General features: G+C 53.1%; 17 protein-coding genes. 3 read left to right on the forward strand and 14 right to left on the reverse strand.

The annotated features are described in order from the left end of the window. Positions 1-14 precede the first annotated feature (14 nt). From ACX9GT_RS05935 to xseB, 4 genes are all read right to left on the reverse strand, one after another. Positions 15-989: an aldo/keto reductase gene (locus tag ACX9GT_RS05935; RefSeq protein ID WP_473190250.1), complete on the reverse strand. Its 975-nt coding sequence runs from the start codon at positions 987-989 to the stop codon at positions 15-17. Positions 990-1086: 97 nt separating this feature from the next. Next, entirely contained in the window at positions 1087-2949 is a 1863-nt protein-coding gene (gene dxs, locus ACX9GT_RS05940) for a 1-deoxy-D-xylulose-5-phosphate synthase (RefSeq protein ID WP_473190251.1), read from the reverse strand. A gap of 33 nt (positions 2950-2982) precedes the next feature. Next, the gene (gene ispA, locus ACX9GT_RS05945) at positions 2983-3885 is read right to left on the reverse strand and encodes a (2E,6E)-farnesyl diphosphate synthase (protein ID WP_473190252.1); all 903 of its coding nucleotides are present in this window, start codon (positions 3883-3885) and stop codon (positions 2983-2985) included. 5 nt (positions 3886-3890) lie between these two features. Beyond that, on the reverse strand, positions 3891-4154 hold the full coding sequence (xseB, locus tag ACX9GT_RS05950; protein ID WP_459399648.1) for an exodeoxyribonuclease VII small subunit: 264 nt from the start codon (positions 4152-4154) through the stop codon (positions 3891-3893). 290 nt (positions 4155-4444) lie between these two features. On the opposite strand from xseB, the gene thiI reads away from it, so the two are divergent. Further along, positions 4445-5893 (forward strand): tRNA uracil 4-sulfurtransferase ThiI, encoded by a 1449-nt coding sequence (thiI, locus tag ACX9GT_RS05955; RefSeq protein WP_473190253.1) that lies wholly within the window; start codon positions 4445-4447, stop codon positions 5891-5893. A 40-nt stretch (positions 5894-5933) separates the two neighbouring features. Here the strand turns inward: thiI and yajL are convergent, their stop codons facing one another. Together yajL and panE are read right to left on the reverse strand one after the other, a co-directional pair. Then, on the reverse strand, positions 5934-6524 hold the full coding sequence (gene yajL, locus ACX9GT_RS05960) for a protein deglycase YajL (RefSeq protein WP_473190254.1): 591 nt from the start codon (positions 6522-6524) through the stop codon (positions 5934-5936). Beyond that, positions 6487-7398, reverse strand: coding sequence for a 2-dehydropantoate 2-reductase (gene panE / locus ACX9GT_RS05965; RefSeq protein ID WP_473190255.1), 912 nt, complete (start codon positions 7396-7398; stop codon positions 6487-6489). Before panE ends, yajL begins: the two co-directional genes overlap by 38 nt. Positions 7399-7566: 168 nt before the next feature. Between panE and ACX9GT_RS05970 the strand changes: the two genes are divergently transcribed. Beyond that, positions 7567-8058, forward strand: a complete 492-nt coding sequence (locus ACX9GT_RS05970) for a YajQ family cyclic di-GMP-binding protein (protein WP_024913870.1) — start codon at positions 7567-7569, stop codon at positions 8056-8058. A gap of 33 nt (positions 8059-8091) precedes the next feature. Here the strand turns inward: ACX9GT_RS05970 and ACX9GT_RS05975 are convergent, their stop codons facing one another. From ACX9GT_RS05975 to ACX9GT_RS06010, 8 genes are all read right to left on the reverse strand, one after another. Beyond that, positions 8092-9456 (reverse strand): MFS transporter, encoded by a 1365-nt coding sequence (locus ACX9GT_RS05975; protein WP_473190256.1) that lies wholly within the window; start codon positions 9454-9456, stop codon positions 8092-8094. 198 nt (positions 9457-9654) lie between these two features. Beyond that, positions 9655-10545 (reverse strand): heme o synthase, encoded by an 891-nt coding sequence (gene cyoE / locus ACX9GT_RS05980; RefSeq protein ID WP_473190257.1) that lies wholly within the window; start codon positions 10543-10545, stop codon positions 9655-9657. Positions 10546-10557: 12 nt separating this feature from the next. Continuing rightward, a complete protein-coding gene (locus ACX9GT_RS05985; protein WP_459399642.1) occupies positions 10558-10896 on the reverse strand; it encodes a cytochrome o ubiquinol oxidase subunit IV in 339 nt (112 codons plus the stop codon). Then, positions 10893-11510, reverse strand: a complete 618-nt coding sequence (locus ACX9GT_RS05990) for a cytochrome o ubiquinol oxidase subunit III (protein WP_473190258.1) — start codon at positions 11508-11510, stop codon at positions 10893-10895. Before ACX9GT_RS05990 ends, ACX9GT_RS05985 begins: the two co-directional genes overlap by 4 nt. Then, positions 11500-13491, reverse strand: coding sequence for a cytochrome o ubiquinol oxidase subunit I (cyoB, locus tag ACX9GT_RS05995; protein WP_473190259.1), 1992 nt, complete (start codon positions 13489-13491; stop codon positions 11500-11502). The genes ACX9GT_RS05990 and cyoB overlap by 11 nt, the downstream gene beginning before the upstream one ends. Positions 13492-13495: 4 nt before the next feature. Beyond that, positions 13496-14449, reverse strand: a complete 954-nt coding sequence (cyoA, locus tag ACX9GT_RS06000; RefSeq protein ID WP_473190260.1) for a cytochrome o ubiquinol oxidase subunit II — start codon at positions 14447-14449, stop codon at positions 13496-13498. Positions 14450-14889: 440 nt separating this feature from the next. Further along, positions 14890-16368, reverse strand: coding sequence for a muropeptide MFS transporter AmpG (gene ampG, locus ACX9GT_RS06005; RefSeq protein WP_473190261.1), 1479 nt, complete (start codon positions 16366-16368; stop codon positions 14890-14892). Positions 16369-16421: 53 nt separating this feature from the next. Next, on the reverse strand, positions 16422-17000 hold the full coding sequence (locus ACX9GT_RS06010; RefSeq protein WP_459399637.1) for a lipoprotein: 579 nt from the start codon (positions 16998-17000) through the stop codon (positions 16422-16424). A 337-nt stretch (positions 17001-17337) separates the two neighbouring features. Between ACX9GT_RS06010 and bolA the strand changes: the two genes are divergently transcribed. After that, positions 17338-17652 (forward strand): transcriptional regulator BolA, encoded by a 315-nt coding sequence (gene bolA, locus ACX9GT_RS06015; protein ID WP_473190262.1) that lies wholly within the window; start codon positions 17338-17340, stop codon positions 17650-17652. Positions 17653-17742 lie beyond the last annotated feature (90 nt).

The following is a 17742-nucleotide window of genomic DNA, read 5'->3' on the forward strand; positions in this document are numbered from 1 at the left end:
ATTGGCCCGTTCTGCTATTCAAAACCTACAACGTGATGCGGCACATAGGCCGTTTCCAACTCGCTAATCTCTTCGGGGCTGAGCTTAAGTTCGACGGCGGCAACGGCGTCTTGCAGATGTTCACTGCGTGATGCGCCAATAATCGGCGCGGTAACGACCGGTTTACTCAGCAACCATGCCAGCGCCACTTGCGCCCGAGGAACGCCGCGTTTTTCTGCAATATTCGCTACGTGTGCGGCAATCAGCGCGTCGATCTCTTCCGTTTTGTCATACAGCGTTTTGCCATAGTGATCGGAAACCAGCCGTGCTGTGCTTTCGCCCCAAGGGCGCGTCAACCTGCCGCGTGCCAAGGGGCTCCAGGGCAGCACCGCAATCCCTTCGGCCGCACACAGCGGGTGCATCTCACGCTCTTCTTCGCGCTGGAGCAGGTTGTACTGGTCTTGCATGGTAGCAAAACGCGTCCAGCCGTGCAGATCGGCGGTATACAGCGCTTTGGCAAACTGCCAGGCGAACATTGAAGAAGCGCCGATATAACGCGCTTTACCGGCTTTCACTACGTCATGCAGCGCTTCCAGCGTTTCTTCCAGCGGGGTTTCATAGTCCCAACGGTGGATTTGCAGCAGATCAACGTAGTCGGTTCCCAGGCGTTGCAGGCTGTCGTCGATGGACTGCATGATCTTAGGGCGCGACAGGCCACGTTCCAGATTGCTCATGGCGTTATAAACTTTGGTGGCAATCACCAGCTCTTCGCGGCGCGTGTAGTCGCGTAGCGCACGGCCAAGGATCTCTTCGCTGCTGCCATCGGAATAGTTGTTGGAGGTATCGAAAAAGTTGATACCAGCATCCAGCGCCTGCTTAATCAACGGGCGGCTGTTCTCTTCCGGCAGCGTCCAGGCGTGATTACCGCGCGTAGGTTCGCCGTAGGTCATACAGCCCAAACAGATGCGAGAAATATTCAGAACGGTGTTACCCAGCTTCAGATATTGCATGCCTATCTCCTGTTTAGCATTCAGACGATAACGATACAGAAAAGGCTATCGGGCGCATATTGCGCCCGTATACAGGATGAAGAGAGTGGTGGGGGAATTATGCCAGCCAGTTTTCGATCTGGCGTTGAATGCCAGCGGCGTCCAGCCCCAGATCGCTGCGGATCTCTTCCTGGTTGCCCTGTGGGATAAAATCATCCGGCAGGCCGATATTCAGTACCGGCACCACCCGGCGTTTGGCCATCAGCAACTCGTTAACGCCGCTGCCTGCGCCACCCATAATGGCATTCTCTTCCAATGTGACCAGCACTTCATGGCTGGCAGCCATTTCCAGCACCAACTGTTCATCCAGCGGTTTAACAAAACGCATATCTACCAGCGTGGCATTCATTGCCTCGGCGGCGGCGGCGGCTTCCGGCAGCAAAGTACCGAAGTTGAGGATTGCCACTTTCTCACCTTCACGGCGTACAATGCCTTTGCCGAGCGGCAAAGCAGCCAGCGGTTCAAGCGTGGCACCCGTACCGCTGCCGCGTGGGTAGCGCACTGCGCTTGGGCCATCGTTATAGTGGTAACCGGTATACAGCATCTGGCGGCATTCGTTTTCGTCGCTCGGCGTCATGATCACCATATTCGGGATGCAGCGCAGGAAGGAGAGATCGAACGCCCCTTGGTGAGTTTGCCCGTCGGCCCCGACAATGCCGCCGCGATCGATAGCGAACATCACCGGCAGATTCTGGATCGCCACGTCGTGGATCAGCTGATCATAAGCCCGTTGCAGGAAGGTGGAGTAGATCGCCACCACCGGTTTGTAACCGCCGATCGCCAGACCCGCGGCGAAGGTCACCGCGTGTTGCTCGGCGATCGCTACGTCGAAATACTGCTGCGGATAATCGCGGGAGAACTGCACCATACCAGAACCTTCACGCATGGCGGGGGTGATGGCCATCAATTTGCTGTCTTTGGCGGCGGTTTCACTCAGCCACTCACCAAAGATCTTCGAGTAGGTTGGCAAGCCGCCAGCGCTTTTCGGCAGAGTACCGCTGGCCGGATCAAACTTGGGCACCGCGTGGAAGCTGATAGGGTCTTTTTCGGCTGGAGCATAACCACGGCCTTTTTTGGTCATGATATGCAGCAACTGCGGGCCTTTCAGATCGCGCATGTTTTTCAGCGTGGCGGCCAAGCCTTGTACATCATGGCCATCCACCGGGCCGATGTAGTTAAAGCCCAGTTCTTCAAACAGCGTACCGGGAACCACCATGCCTTTCAGATGTTCTTCCGTGCGTTTCAGCAGTTCTTTGATCGGCGGCAGGCCGGAAAGCACCTTCTTGCCACCTTCGCGCAGCGTGGAATAGAGCTTGCCGGACAGCAACTGCGCCAGATGATTGTTCAGGGCACCGACGTTTTCGGAGATCGACATTTCGTTGTCGTTCAGCACCACCAGCATATCTGGAGTGATGTCACCGGCGTGGTTCATGGCTTCGAACGCCATTCCGGCGGTGATAGCACCGTCGCCAATGACGCAGACGGTACGGCGGCCTTTACCTTCACGCGCCGCTGCTACCGCAATGCCGAGACCGGCGCTGATCGAGGTAGAAGAATGACCAACAGAAAGCACGTCATATTCGCTTTCGGCGCGCCATGGGAAGGGATGCAGCCCGTTTTTCTGGCGGATAGTGGCGATGCGATCGCGGCGGCCGGTCAAGATCTTGTGCGGATAAGCCTGATGCCCGACGTCCCAGACCAACTGATCAAACGGCGTGTTGTAGACGTAATGCAGCGCCACCGTCAGTTCAACGGCTCCCAGCCCGGACGCAAAGTGACCGCTGGAGCGGCTGACGCTGTCCAGCAGATATTGCCGCAGTTCATCACACAGCTTCGGCAGGCTTTCTTTTGGCAATGAGCGAAGCTCATCCGGGTTTTCCGCTAGCGCCAATGTCGGGTATTTGGCTATATCAAGAGTCATTCGATACTCATATCAGAGGATTAACGTCATACGTTAATTGTCGCGTTCAATGATGAAACTGGCTAACGCACGTAATGGCGCCGTATTGTAAGATTGTGCTGCCAAAGACTCTAACGCAGCCAAGGCTTCCTGATAGAGATCCCACGCCTTTGCCCGCGCGCTGTCAAGCCCAAGTAAGGCCGGGTAGGTACTCTTTCCATGTTGCTGGTCCGCGCCTTGGCGTTTACCGATTTTTTCGGTTTCGCCCACCACGTCCAAAATGTCATCCTGCACCTGAAACGCCAGGCCGATCGCCGCAGCGTAACGATCGAGCTGCGGCAGCGCCGCACGGCCCGGTTCACCGGCGGCTAAGGCTCCCAAACGAACCGCTGCACGAATTAACGCGCCGGTTTTGTGGCGGTGGATCTGCTCTAACGCGGCCAGATCGACGTGCTGGCCTTCCGCTTCCAGATCCAGCGATTGGCCGCCACACATTCCGGCAACGCCGCTGGCGGTTGCCAGTTCAGAGATCATGGCCAGCCGATCGCGCATCGCGACATCGGGCATATCCGCATCGGCCAGAATCGAGAACGCCAGCGTCTGCAAGGCATCACCCGCCAGAATGGCGTTGGCTTCACCGAATTTGACGTGGCAGGTTGGCTGGCCGCGACGCAGATCGTCGTCGTCCATTGCCGGTAAATCGTCATGAATCAGCGAGTAGGCGTGAATGCATTCTACCGCAGCAGCGGGAGCATCCAGATTATTCAGTGACAGGCCAAACATTTGCCCGGTTGCATAAACCAGGAACGGGCGCAGGCGTTTGCCGCCCAACAGCGCGCCGTGGCGCATGGCTTCAACCATCTTGCCGTTATTGAACGGCAGCGGCGCAATATAGCCTAACAACGCGCGATCGCTGCGTTGGCGGAAAGCCTGTAACTGATGGTGAAAATCAGACATCGTAATTACTCAGCGTCCGGGGTAAAAGGTGCCAGAGCAGCATCGTCATTGCTGTCGTTGAGCAGGATTTGTACGCGTTGCTCTGCCTGTTGCAATTTTTGTTGGCCCTGACGCGCCAGTTGTACACCACGCTCGAACTCGTTTAGCGCGTCTTCCAGCGGCAATTCACCCGATTCCAGGCGTGTCACGATGTGCTCAAGTTCGCTAAGGGAGTTTTCAAAGCTGATGCTTTGCTCTTTACTGTCTGATTGTGCAGGTTTTTTCGGCATAATTTTCTTTTTACATCATCATGTGAACAGTGGTGCCAGAGCCTATCCTAGCGGATCTCGATTAGCAAATCATGGCGTGAATGTATGGTTTTGCGCGCGGCGCGCGAGCAGATAGTGATATACTTCGCGCCCAGATAAGAATGATAAAAGTTCGTCAGGCTCGAAGTTTTATCATTCTTATCGCCATTGTATACCTAATAGCTTTTAAGTTGCAGCCAACTGCCGCCGCTTGAAAGATTCAGGATATAAATCTTTTACCCCGTAATTCTTATCAGACAATAAAAACCGCCATGAAGTTTATCATTAAATTGTTCCCAGAAATCACCATCAAGAGTCAATCTGTGCGCTTGCGCTTCATTAAGATTCTGACGACCAATATCCGTAACGTACTGAAGCAGTATGATGAAACGCTGGCGGTGGTCCGTCACTGGGATTTTATCGAAGTTCGTGCCAAAGACGAAAATCAGCGCCCGGCGATCGCCGACGCGTTAACCCGCATTCCCGGCATCCATCACATTCTGGAAGTGGAAGATCGCGCTTACACCGATGTGCACCATATCTTCGAGCAGACGCTGGAAACCTACCGTGAACAACTGGAGGGCAAAAGCTTCTGCGTGCGGGTTAAGCGCCGTGGCAAGCATGAGTTCAGTTCGCAGGATGTGGAACGCTACGTGGGCGGCGGCCTGAATCAGCACATCGAAAGCGCGCGCGTTAAGCTGTCGCATCCGCAGGTTACGGTGAATCTGGAAATCGAAGACGACAAGCTGATGCTGGTTAAATCCCGCCGCGAAGGCATTGGCGGCTACCCGATCGGCACTCAGGAAGATGTGTTGTCACTGATTTCCGGTGGTTTTGACTCCGGTGTTTCCAGCTACATGCTGATGCGCCGTGGCTGCCGCGTGCATTATTGCTTCTTTAATCTGGGTGGCGCAGCGCATGAAATCGGCGTCAAGCAGGTGGCGTATTATCTGTGGAATCGTTTTGGCAGCTCGCACAAGGTGCGTTTTGTGGCGATCGATTTTGAGCCAGTGGTGGGTGAGATCCTGGAGAAAGTGGATGACGGCCAAATGGGCGTGGTGCTCAAGCGCATGATGGTGCGCGCCGCTTCCCAAGTGGCAGAGCGTTATGGCGTGCAGGCGCTGGTGACCGGTGAAGCGCTGGGCCAGGTATCCAGCCAGACGCTCACCAACCTGCGCCTGATCGACAATGCTTCCGACACGCTGATCCTGCGTCCGCTGATCTCGCACGATAAAGAGCACATCATCAAGGTGGCGCGTGAAATTGGCACTGAAGACTTTGCCAAAACTATGCCGGAATACTGCGGTGTGATCTCGAAGAGCCCGACGGTCAAAGCGGTGAAAACCAAAATTGAAGAAGAAGAGGGTAACTTTGACTTCGAGATTCTGGATCGGGTAGTGCGTGAAGCGCGCAATGTGGATATCCGTACTATCGCAGAAGAGGCGCGGGAGCAGGTTACCGAAGTGGAAACCGTTGCGGAATTCGCGGCTGACGAAGTGATTCTGGATATCCGCTCCGTTGATGAACAGGAAGAGAAGCCGCTGCAACTGGCGCAGGTTGAGGTTAAACCGCTGCCGTTCTATAAACTGAGCAGCCAGTTTGGCGATCTCGACCAGAGCAAGACCTATCTGCTGTATTGCGATCGCGGTGTAATGAGCCGTTTGCAGGCGCTGTATCTGCTGGAACAAGGTTACGCCAACGTTAAGGTCTATCGCCCGTAAAAGGTTGTATCGGCAGGCGATCTGTTCTGCCGATACAAATTTAACTGCTGAAATCGTACATGCCGGGGATCAGCACCAATTGTGTTGCTACCTCTGCGGCCTTGGCTTTACCCAAAAGTAAATCAATCAGCTTTAGCGCAAACTCCATTGAAGTACCCGGCCCTTGGCTGGTGAGCAGGTTAACGCGTGAGTCAAAAACGACCCGCTTTTCTATCCACTGATCCGGTGGAATTTGTTCTTTTAAACCGGGGAAACCGGTCATGTTACCCACCGGGAACAGCTTATGCTGCTGCAATACCAGTGCAGGCGCGGCACAGATGGCGGCAACAATCTTGCCTTGTAGGTGCATCTGGCGGACTTTTTCTACCAGCAACGGGCTATCGCGGAAGCATTCAGCCCCTTTAAGCCCGCCCGGCAGGACGATGGCATCGAAAGGCTCATCAACGATCGCCACCAGCGGCGCATCAGCCAGCAGTTTCACACCGCGTGAACAAACGATGGTCAGGTTACCATCACCGGCCACGCTAGCAGTGGTGACCTTCACCCCGGCACGCACCAGGAGATCAATAGCGGTAACGGCTTCTGTTTCTTCGCTACCAGGTGCTAGGCAAACCAACACCGACACGCTCATATTCATTTTCCTTTCGTTTAATCAATTCGAACAAACGGGTATTTTCTGGCAACGGAATGCCGTGGCTGCGTCCGCGCCGCAGTAAGTAACCGGTAATGTAGTCGATTTCGGTATGCCGCTGGGCGCGGATATCCTGCAGCATTGAGGAGATGTTATCCGCAGTGAGCTGGATCACCTGCATAACGTAGGACATCAGGTCTTCGCACGAAGTATGGTGGCCTTCCATCTCCATCACGCTGGCTACTTCGCGGCAGAGTGTTTCTATCTGTTCCGGGTAACGCTGCAGATCGCCGTTGTGGCAACCATACAGAGCAGTCAGCGGATTGATGACGCAGTTAACCGCCAGCTTGCGCCAACTGGCGGAGGCAATGTGGTTGTGCCAGGCAACGTCCGGTAGCGCCTGATGCAGCATTTCGGCCAGATGGCTGAGATGTGTGGCCTGCTGAGTGATAGGGCCGATATGAGTCACCCCGTTAGCTACGTGAACAATAGTGTTGCCATCATGGCGAGCTGCATGAGTGGTGGTACCTTGCAGTATCGGCTGATTATGCGGGGGCAGTTCGTCCTGCGTTCCCATGCCGTTGTGTAATAGCAAAATGGCGCAACGTGAGTTGAGCTTAGGCAGTAACGTAGTGACGGCACCGGAAACCTGCCAAGCTTTCAGCGTCACCAGTAGCAGTTCACTCTGCGCAAGATGTTCAGGATCGTTGGTGGGTAAATTACGATTGAACGATGTGCCGTCAGGCTCGATCACGTTCACCGCACAAAATGGTTGGGGAACCCGTAGCCATCCCTGTACATCGTGGCCCTGCTGATAGAGCCGGGAAAGCCACAGTTGTCCGAGCGCACCGCAACCAAGAATAGTTATTTTCATTCAATCTCCTTGGTGTCCGGGAATTCCGCTGATGAATCTACCTATTATAGGCTTTTCTGTTGCTAAGCGTCTTGTCCGGCAGTGATATCGGAGTTTTGCCAAGGGCGATAAAGCAGGTATTATGCACCGCATCGAAATCGCTTAGGCTCTCATTCAGGAGGAAGAAGTATGCCATCTTTCGACATCGTTTCCGAAATTGATATGCAGGAAGTTCGCAATGCCGTTGAGAACGCGACTCGCGATCTCAGTACGCGTTGGGATTTCCGTAACGTACCGGCCAGTTTTGAGCTGAACGAGAAAAATGAAAGCATCAAAGTAGCCAGTGAGTCTGACTTCCAGGTACAGCAACTGCTGGATATTCTGCGTGAAAAACTGAGCAAACGCAGCATTGATGGCGGTGCTCTGGAGATCCCAGAGGAACTGACCCACAGTGGCAAAACCTACAGCGTTGAGGCCAAGCTAAAGCAAGGCATCGAAACAACGTTGGCGAAGAAAATTGTGAAGCTGATTAAAGACAGCAAGCTGAAAGTGCAGGCGCAGATTCAGGGTGATGAAGTGCGCGTCACTGGCAAGGCACGCGATGATCTGCAAAGCGTGATGGCGTTGGTGCGCGGTGCCGATCTGGGGCAGCCGTTCCAGTTTAAAAATTTCCGCGATTAAAAAAACCGGGGTCGCTTAAGCGGCCCCGGTTTTCTACAGCGCGTTGACCAGCGCTTCCAACTGACCACGATTGGTCTGCTTGGTATCGACCTTCACATAGGCACTGCGTTCTTCCGGTACTACAACGGCCTCTGCTACGCCCGGTTGGGCCATCAGGCGGCTTTGCAGTGCTGAATCTTTCACGGCCAATTCAGAGAGCGTGATGCGCAGGCTGCTGACGTATGGCGGCTCTTTCATGGTGCTGCTGACTACAAACCAGATGGCGGCAATCACCGCTCCGGCGATAAACACCAATCCTGCGCCCTGTACCCCATACAACCAGCCCCCCAGGCTACCGCCGATGGCGACACCGATAAACTGGCTGGTGGAGTAAATGCCCATGGCTGTACCTTTATAACCAGCAGGAGATTCTTTGCTGATCAGCGAAGGCAAAATCGCTTCCATCACGTTAAACGCCATAAAAAACAACTGCACACCGGCAATGATGCCCCACAGGTGTAGCCCGGCAAACCACAGCAGCACTTCGGCACAAAACAGCACCGCGACGCAGCCCATGAAAACCTGCTTCATGCGGCGATATTTTTCAGCATAGATAATGAAAGGCACTACGGCGGCAAAAGAAACCAGCATGGTGACCAGATACACTTTCCAGTGATCGCTGGCGGCCAGCCCGGCGTGTTGCATGGCCAGCGGCAGGGCAACGAAGCTCGACATCAACAGGATGTGCAGGCACATGATGCCGAAGTTGAGTTTCAGCAGACGCGAGTTGCTCAGCACCTTACTGAAACTGCCACGCACGATACTCGACTCGCGATTAAGAACATGATCGTCGGCAGAAGGAACCACCGTCAGCGTAATCACGATCCCCGCTAATGCCAGCACGGCAATCATCCAGAACAGCGCATGCAGGCCGAAGGCATGGGTGACGATCGGGCCAACCACCATTGCAATAGCGAAGGTAATGCCGAAACTGACGCCGATAAATGCCATCGCCTTGGTGCGATTTTGTTCGCGGGTTAAATCCGACAGCAGCGCCATCACCGCGGCGGCAATCGCCCCGGAACCCTGCAAGGCGCGGCCAAGAATGATCCCCCAGATAGAATCGCTGACGGCGGCGATCACGCTACCAAAAGCAAAAATCAGCAGGCCACCGACGATCAGCGGTTTACGCCCGATGCGATCGGAAACCAGCCCGAACGGGATCTGAAAAACGGCCTGTGCCAAACCATAGATACCGATCGCGATACCGATCAAGGCTTCACTGGCACCGTTCAGCGCCATGCCATAGGTGGTGAGAACCGGCAGTACCATAAACATGCCGAGCATGCGCAGCGAGAAAACGGTTCCCAATCCCCATGTTGCGCGGCGTTCTTGGGGCGTCATTACATTGTCGTTCATTGTGACCTCAATAAAACCTATTCCATCAGGCTAGGAAGATTAAAGCCTGATGGAATAGCTTCTGGCAAGCTGTGTCATTTTAGTGTGTGGGGGAAGGGGGGTAAATTGAATGTTGTTTAACAGATATTACAGCTAAGTGGTTTTTCTGCGAGGTAAATAAAATGGGCCGCTGAGCGGCCCATTCACAGATTTCCGGCTTTACCAGGCGTAGCTTAACAACGTCTCCGGTGAAGCCCCTACGCTGAAGTCGATAGACATCATCACGCTCAGCGAAGTAATGGCAACAATCGAGAACACAAACAGTTTGCGTGCCCAGACGCTGTCATTTTCGGTTTTGTAACCGCGCAGTGCCATACCTAGCCACCATACGCTCACCGCCGCTGCGACGATCAGGTATTTATAGCCAGCGTAACCGCCCAGAGTCAGCATCAATGTCGCGATCATAAACGCCAGAATGTAGACCGTAATATGGTTTTTAGCGACAGAAATACCCTTCACCACCGGCAGAACCGGAATGTTGGCTGCCTGGTAATCCTTAAAGCGGAAGATGGCAATCGCATAAGAATGCGGCATCTGCCACAGGCTAAAGATCGCCAGCAGGATCAGCGCACCAGCGTCAAATTCGTTGGTGACCGCACAATAACCGATCACCGGTGGAGCCGCGCCTGACAGGCTGCCGATTAGCGTGCCGTATACCGAATGGCGTTTCATGTACAGGCTATAAACGCCGACATAAACCACGAAACCCATCACCGCCAGCCACATGGCCAGCGGGTTGGCGGCGATATACAACAGTGCAAAACCAGCAATACCCAACAGGGTAGCGTAAACCAGGGTCACACTCGGCGCGATCAGGCCTTTTACCAGCACCCGATTCTTCGTTCTCTCCATTTTCTTGTCGATGTCACGATCGATGAAGTTGTTAAAGACACAACCCGAGGCGACCACCAACGAGACACCCAGCAGGGTGGCGAGAAACAGGGGATAGTTGATGCTCCCTTTGGAAGCAAGCAGGAAACCCCCAACGACAGAAATTAAATTGCCGAAAATAATTCCTGGTTTAGTGACTTGCAGGTATTGCTTAATCATCGCGTACGGCTCTTAATCGACCATCATATTGAGGTTGAGGTTGTACATAATCCAGAGTGAACCCACAACAACGATACCGATGATCATAATGGTGAACAGTAGTGCCACCAGGTTCCAGCGCTCTTCCGATGAGGTGTTCATGTGCAGGAAGTAAACCAGGTGAACAATCACCTGGATAACTGCCATACCGACCACGACCGCCAGGATGGTGGAGTGAGAAGCGGTGCCACTCATTACCATCGCAAATGGAATTACCGTCAGAATGATCGACAAAATAAAGCCGGTCAGGTATGACTTCACGCTGCCGTGGCTTGCGCCACCGTGAGAGGTTTCATGGGATGGATGGCTCATGGCATAACCCCCAGCAGGTAGACAACGGTAAATACGCAGATCCAGACCACATCCAGGAAGTGCCAGAACAGGCTCAAGCACATCAGACGGGTTTTATTGGTTGGATTCAGGCCGCGTTTGCTGACCTGAATCATCAGCACCACAAGCCAGACCAGACCAGCACTCACGTGCAGACCGTGGGTGCCGACCAGCGCAAAATAACTGGACAGGAACGCGCTGCGATCGGGACCAAAACCTTCAGCGATCAGGTGATGGAACTCATACACTTCGATCGCCACGAACGCGAGGCCGAACACGAAGGTCAGCATCAGCCATTTGTTGACGCTGGCTGCCTGGCCTTTGTTCATGCCGATCATCGCCATACCGTAGGTGATGGAGCTGAACAGCAGCAGGAAGGTTTCAACCAGGACCAACTTCAGATCGAAGATGTCCTTGCCAGAGGGACCACCAGCGGTCCCGTTCACCAGGACTGCATAAGTTGCGAACAAGCTCGCAAACAAAATACAGTCGCTCATCAGGTAGATCCAGAATCCGAAGACTTTGGTTTCTCCTGCATCGTGGTGCCCATGCTCTGCATGGGCTGCGTTATGCTGAGTCAGGATATCAGTTGACATGTTTCACGCCTGCTTTGCTGAGTTGTTCATAGCGCTGATTTTCAATGCGCTCGATTTCATCAACCGGTACATAGTAATCAACATCTTCATCGAAGCTCTTGGCAATCCAGGTAACGATCATGCCGACAAAGCCAGCGATCGCCATCCACCAGATATCCCAGATCATCGCGAAACCAAATACCAGGCTGAAGCCAGCAATAATCACACCGGCACCGGTATTCCTCGGCATATGAATTGGCGCGTATTGCGCTGGCTTCTTGTACGCTTCACCTTTCTCTTTCATGTCCCAGAAAGCATCACGATCGTGGATCTCTGGTACAACAGCGAAGTTATAGAACGGAGGAGGGGAGGAGGTTGACCACTCCAGCGTACGGGCACCCCATGGATCACCGGCCAGATCACGGTTTTTCTCGCGATCGCGCACACTGACCAGAATCTGAATTACCTGGCACAGAACGCCACAGGCAATCAGTGCGGCACCACTGGCGGCAACCAGCAACAGCGTGTGGAACTCAGGGTTAATATTCTGGCTGAGGCGGCGGGTCATCCCCATAAAGCCCAAGGCATACAGCGGCATGAAGGCAACGAAGAAGCCGATGATCCAGAACCAGAACGCACGGATACCCCATTTTTCATCCAGCGTAAAGCCGAAAGCCTTCGGGAACCAGTAGGTCAGGCCAGCGAAGCAACCAAATACCACACCACCGATAATCACGTTATGGAAGTGGGCAATCAGGAACAGGCTGTTGTGCAGTACGAAGTTGGCCCCTGGTACCGCCAGCAGTACGCCGGTCATCCCACCGATGGAGAAGGTGATGATGAAGCCAACGGTCCACAGCATCGCAGAGTTGAACTGGATACGGCCCTGATACATGGTGAACAGCCAGTTGAAGATTTTCACCCCGGTCGGGATGGAAATGATCATGGTGGCGATACCAAAGAAGGCGTTAACGTTAGCGCCGGACCCCATGGTAAAGAAGTGGTGCAGCCAGACGATGAACGACAGAACGGTAATCGCGATGGTTGCCCATACCAGTGAGGTATAGCCGAACAAACGTTTCCTTGAGAAGGTCGCGGTGACTTCGGAGAATACACCGAACACCGGCAGAACCAGGATATACACCTCTGGGTGACCCCAGGCCCAAATCAGGTTGATGTACATCATCATGTTGCCGCCCATATCATTGGTAAAGAAATGGGTGCCCAGATAGCGATCCAGGGTCAGCAACGCGATGGTGACGGTCAGAATTGGGAATGAAACAATGATCAGGATGTTGGTACACAGCGCTGCCCAGGTGAACACCGGCATCTTCATCAGAGGCATACCAGGGGCACGCATCTTCAGAATAGTGGCGAAGAAGTTCACACCGGTCAGCAGAGTACCCAGACCGGATATCTGTAGACTCCAGATCCAGTAATCGACCCCGACGCCAGGGCTGTATTCCTTACCAGAAAGCGGCGGATACGCCAGCCAACCAGTCTGGGCGAACTCACCCACCCCCAGAGAGACGTTGATCAGCACGACACCCACCACGAAGAACCAGAAGCTCAGGGAGTTCAGGAACGGGAAGGCAACGTCGCGAGCGCCAATTTGCAGCGGCACGGCAATGTTCATCAGGCCTACCACGAAAGGCATGGCCATGAAGAAGATCATGATGACGCCGTGAGCGGTAAAGATCTGATCATAGTGGTGCGGCGGCAGGAATCCGGCCTCACCCGCAGACGCGAGCGCCTGTTGACCACGCATCATGATGGCATCGGCAAAGCCACGCACCAGCATCACCATCGCGACGATGATGTACATGATACCGATTTTTTTATGGTCGACAGAGGTCAGCCATTCGCTCCACAGCCACTTCCATTTGCCGAAATACGTTATAAGCGCCAGCAGTGCCAGGCCTCCAACGAGAATTGCGGCAACGGTGACCATGACGATCGGTTCGTGAATCGGAACCGCATCAAGTGTTAATTTTCCCAACATCAGATTATTCCTCAGCTCCGGCGTGAGCATGTTCGCCCATGTTCATACCCTGGCTCATGTCCATGCCTTCATGCGCGGAAGTTTCTGCGCCTTTGTGCATGTGCATATCACCCATGAATTTGCCAATAGTCTCTTTGAACAAATTCGGTCTGACACTGGAGAAGTACTCAACCGGGTTGTTTTCACTCGGCTCTGCCAGTTTGTTAAAATCGCTGGTGGCGTTCAGGGTATTAGGCGATTCCTTCACCTTGGCCACCCACTGATCGAAGTCGCCTTCGGTTGGTGTGACAATCGCGGTGAATTTCATACCGGAGAACCCATGGCCGCTGTAGCTGCTGGAAATACCGTTGTATTTGCCCGCTTCGTTGCCAATCAGGTGCAGTTTGGTCTGCATCCCGGCCATCGCATAAATCTGCCCACCTAACTGAGGAATAAAGAACGAGTTCATTACCGAGTTGGAGGTGACTTTAAATTCGACGGGAACATCTTTCGGGAACGCCAGTTCATTAACGGTCGCGATACCTTGTTCTGGATAGATGAACAGCCATTTCCAGTCTAACGACACCACTTCAATGGTCATTGGCTTTTTGTCAGTGACAATCGGCCTGAATGGATCCAGTGCGTGGGTTGTTTTCCAGGTAATGGTGCCAAGGATGGCGATGATAATGATCGGAATGGTCCAGACGACCGCTTCAATCTTGTTGGAGTGTGACCAATTGGGTGTGTACTTGGCCTCTTTATTGGAGGCACGGAACTTCCAGGCAAACGCGAACGCCATGAAGATCACCGGAACTACTACGATCAACATCAAGCCGATCGCGGTAAGAATCAGTGTCCGTTGTTCAACACCTATTGCTCCTTTGGGATTCATCAAAACCATATTGCAACCACTGAGCATTACTGTGGCTACAATTAATGACAGCATCCCAATACTTTTATTGTATTTCTTAAGTCTCATCTAACGACCCCAATTACAAAGGCACTATCGTCGTTTCATGTGTGCGGGCATTTTACGGGAAGGTTGCAGTACTGTAAACATGCTTAAGGGAGTGTCAGTGTCTTGTTGACACTTTCTGTTAAGGGGGTCACAGATATAACGTCAGGTGATAATTTACTAATGGCAACAATGTGTTGGCAGGCTGAATCGTGCCGAGCAGGCGGTATATCAAGGAAAACCAACGGTATGCTGGAGGAGATCGATAAATCCTCCAATTTAAAATATGAGAGAAAAGTATATTTAATGTAAAATAATTGTATTTAAAAAGTGAATTTATTTTTATTTCCGAGTAAGGCAGTCGGATAAAAAATAATTTGCGAGGTAATATTATTTTTTCAACAGAATAAATTCATTTCTCTGATGCATTTTTGTCGGCCAGCATTTCGCCAGCCGACAAAAAATCAGGCTAATTGTGTGCGGCGCAGTGCCAAATAGTCCAGAGCGCTACCCATCACAATCCCCATCAGGCTCAGCAGAGCTCCCGTTTGCAGTATCTGAATGGCAAGGTTTGGCCACTCGGTCCAGCCAAGCGCGTTGGTGATCAGCAAGAGCAACCACAGACCGAGCAGTGAACAACCGGTCGCCAGCAGGCGCAGCGCCCAGCGATAGCCTTGGCGGAATTCAGTACGTGGCATGAAATCGCCGGTCTGCTGGGTGTATTCCAGCGTCTGGCGACAAATGGCCAGCAGCAGTAAACCAGGCAGTGCCGCAACGATGGAGAACAGATAGAACAGCGGCCAACCGTGGGCCTCGACAAACCAGCCAGCGATCGGGCCGACGTAGACACGCCCAACGGCGGAAAGCGCCGAGAGCAAGGCAAACTGGGTCGCGGAAAAGGATTTGTTGCACAGCGTCATCAGCAAGGCGACAAACGCCGCAGTACCCATACCGCCACACAGGTTTTCCAGGAAAATAGCGCTGCCCATAGTGATGATATTTTTATCGGTAACCGCCAATAGCCAATAACCAATATTGGAAACCGCCTGCAAAATACCGAACAGCATCAGAGCGCGGAACAGCGTCAGGCGCTGCATCAATACGCCGCCAAACAGCGCACCGACGATAGTGGCAAACAGCCCGAGCGTCTTGTTTACCAGCCCCACTTCCCCGGCATCAAACCCCACACCACGGATCAGGAAAGTGGTGCTCAGGCTACCCGCAAAGGCATCACCTAATTTGTACATCACAATCAGCAGCAGGATCAGCCAGGCATTATTGCGTGAGAAGAAGTCTTGAAGCGGTTCTACTACCGCCTGTTCCATAGTGCGTGGTGCCGGAATACTGTTATCCGGTTCTGGCGCCATCAGGGTTGCGGCGACGCCGATCAGCATCAACCCGGCCATCAGCCAATAAGTTGCCTGCCAACCTAGGTAGCGATCGGCCAGCCACAGAGCCAAACCGCCGGAAACCAGCATCGCCAACCGGTAACCCAGAACCGAAACTGCCGCACCGGCACCGCGTTCTTCCGCCGACAGTAGATCTGTTTTGTAGGCATCAAAAACAATATCCTGCGAGGCAGAGCAAAACGCTACCAACACCGCCAGCGCAGCCAGCCACCATAAATGTTGCGTGGGGTTCATAAATCCCATGGCGACAATCGCTACCACCAGCAGCAATTGGCTGATTAATAGCCAGCCGCGCCGCCGCCCGAGAAATGACGGGGTGTAGCGATCCATAAACGGTGACCACAGGAATTTGAACACATAAGCCTGACCCACCAGCGAGAAGATCCCGATGGTTTTCAGATCGATATTTTCGACGGTCATCCAGGCTTGCAGCGTACCGGAGGTCAAGGCCAATGGCAGTCCTGAAGCAAAGCCCAGCACCAGCAGCATGATGGAGTTACGCTGAGTAAAAATATTCAGATACTGTTTAGACATGAGATCCTTGTTTGCGCTGCCCGAAAAATCAGGCAGCACAAGGCATTAACGGATTAACGTGCGTTCTGCTTGATAAATTCGTTGACGCTGGTGTCCTGTGCCATATCGGCAATGACATCGCCCAGCACGGTGTTAACCGCATTAGTGATTTTTTCGTTCGTTGCGGTGAAGGCACCCTGTACGTTATAGGTAGAGCGATAGTTTTTCACCTGTTTGCTGCCGTTCTTCGCCTGAGCGATGATGGAAATGTCCGCTTTGGTGGTGATGTTGTAACGCAGGTTGCCTTCGGAAACGTCAGCAAACAGATTATTTACCACGATCTGCAGATCCACTGCGCCAGCCGGGCCAATCATATAGCCGCGTGCGCCCATTTGTTTTTCCAACACCTCTTGCAACAGGAAGCGCAGATCGCGTGAAGGGAGCAGGGTAATCAACTGGCCATCGCGGTTCACTTTAGCCAGCGCCTGGTCTTGACGCTGGTCGGCACCATTGATGCTGATAGTGATACCTTGCAGAGTCGGATCCTGCTGCGGCAGGACGATCTTCGGGGTCACGTTCAGCGTATTGGTGCTAGCGGCACAACCGGCAAGCATCAATGCAGCCAGCAGTGGAAGAAAAAGTTTTTTTAACATATGACTGTCTCATCAATCGTGGTTATTAGTTATGGGCGCGTATCGGCGCTTAGTTATCAAAGCGCTAGGGTCAACAACAAATTGCCGACATCATAGCATCGTCGCCAGCGGGGGGAAGCGTTGAACGTGGCCGAGTGATAAATTTTTACCCGGCGTTGATAAAATCATGCTTTTTCGGCCAACTCAATCAGATAAACTCCAAGTGGTACATCATGTTGGCATTTTTCTCCGCGTAGGGCAGATAAATTTACGCCAGGAAGAGTCTGGCGGGAGCAGAAACGACTAATATTGAACGAGATGGGTAGGGTATAGTGCGCCAGTGTTGTAAGGAGAACCTATGATTCGCGAGCAAATAGAAGCAAAATTAAGGGCGGCATTTGAGCCCGCGCATCTGGATGTGGTTAATGAAAGCCATAACCATAATGTCCCAGCGGGTTCAGAGAGTCATTTCAAAGTTGTCATAGTTAGCGATCGCTTTGTCGGCGAACGCTTTCTGACGCGCCATCGTTCTATTTATGCCGTGCTAGCGGAGGAGTTGGCGGACGGCGTACATGCGCTGGCATTACATACCTATACCCTCAAAGAGTGGGAAGGGCTGCAAGATACGGTACCGGCTTCACCGCCTTGCCGTGGCGCAGGGACAGTGGCGTGATGGCTAAAATTTACGGTATCAGTGGAACTTTCACCCTGATTTAAGGTATTACTACTGGCGAATTTTGCGACGGCCTGCGGGCCGTTGTTG

It is taken from the genome of Serratia sp. YWN4 (genome assembly GCF_055790845.1).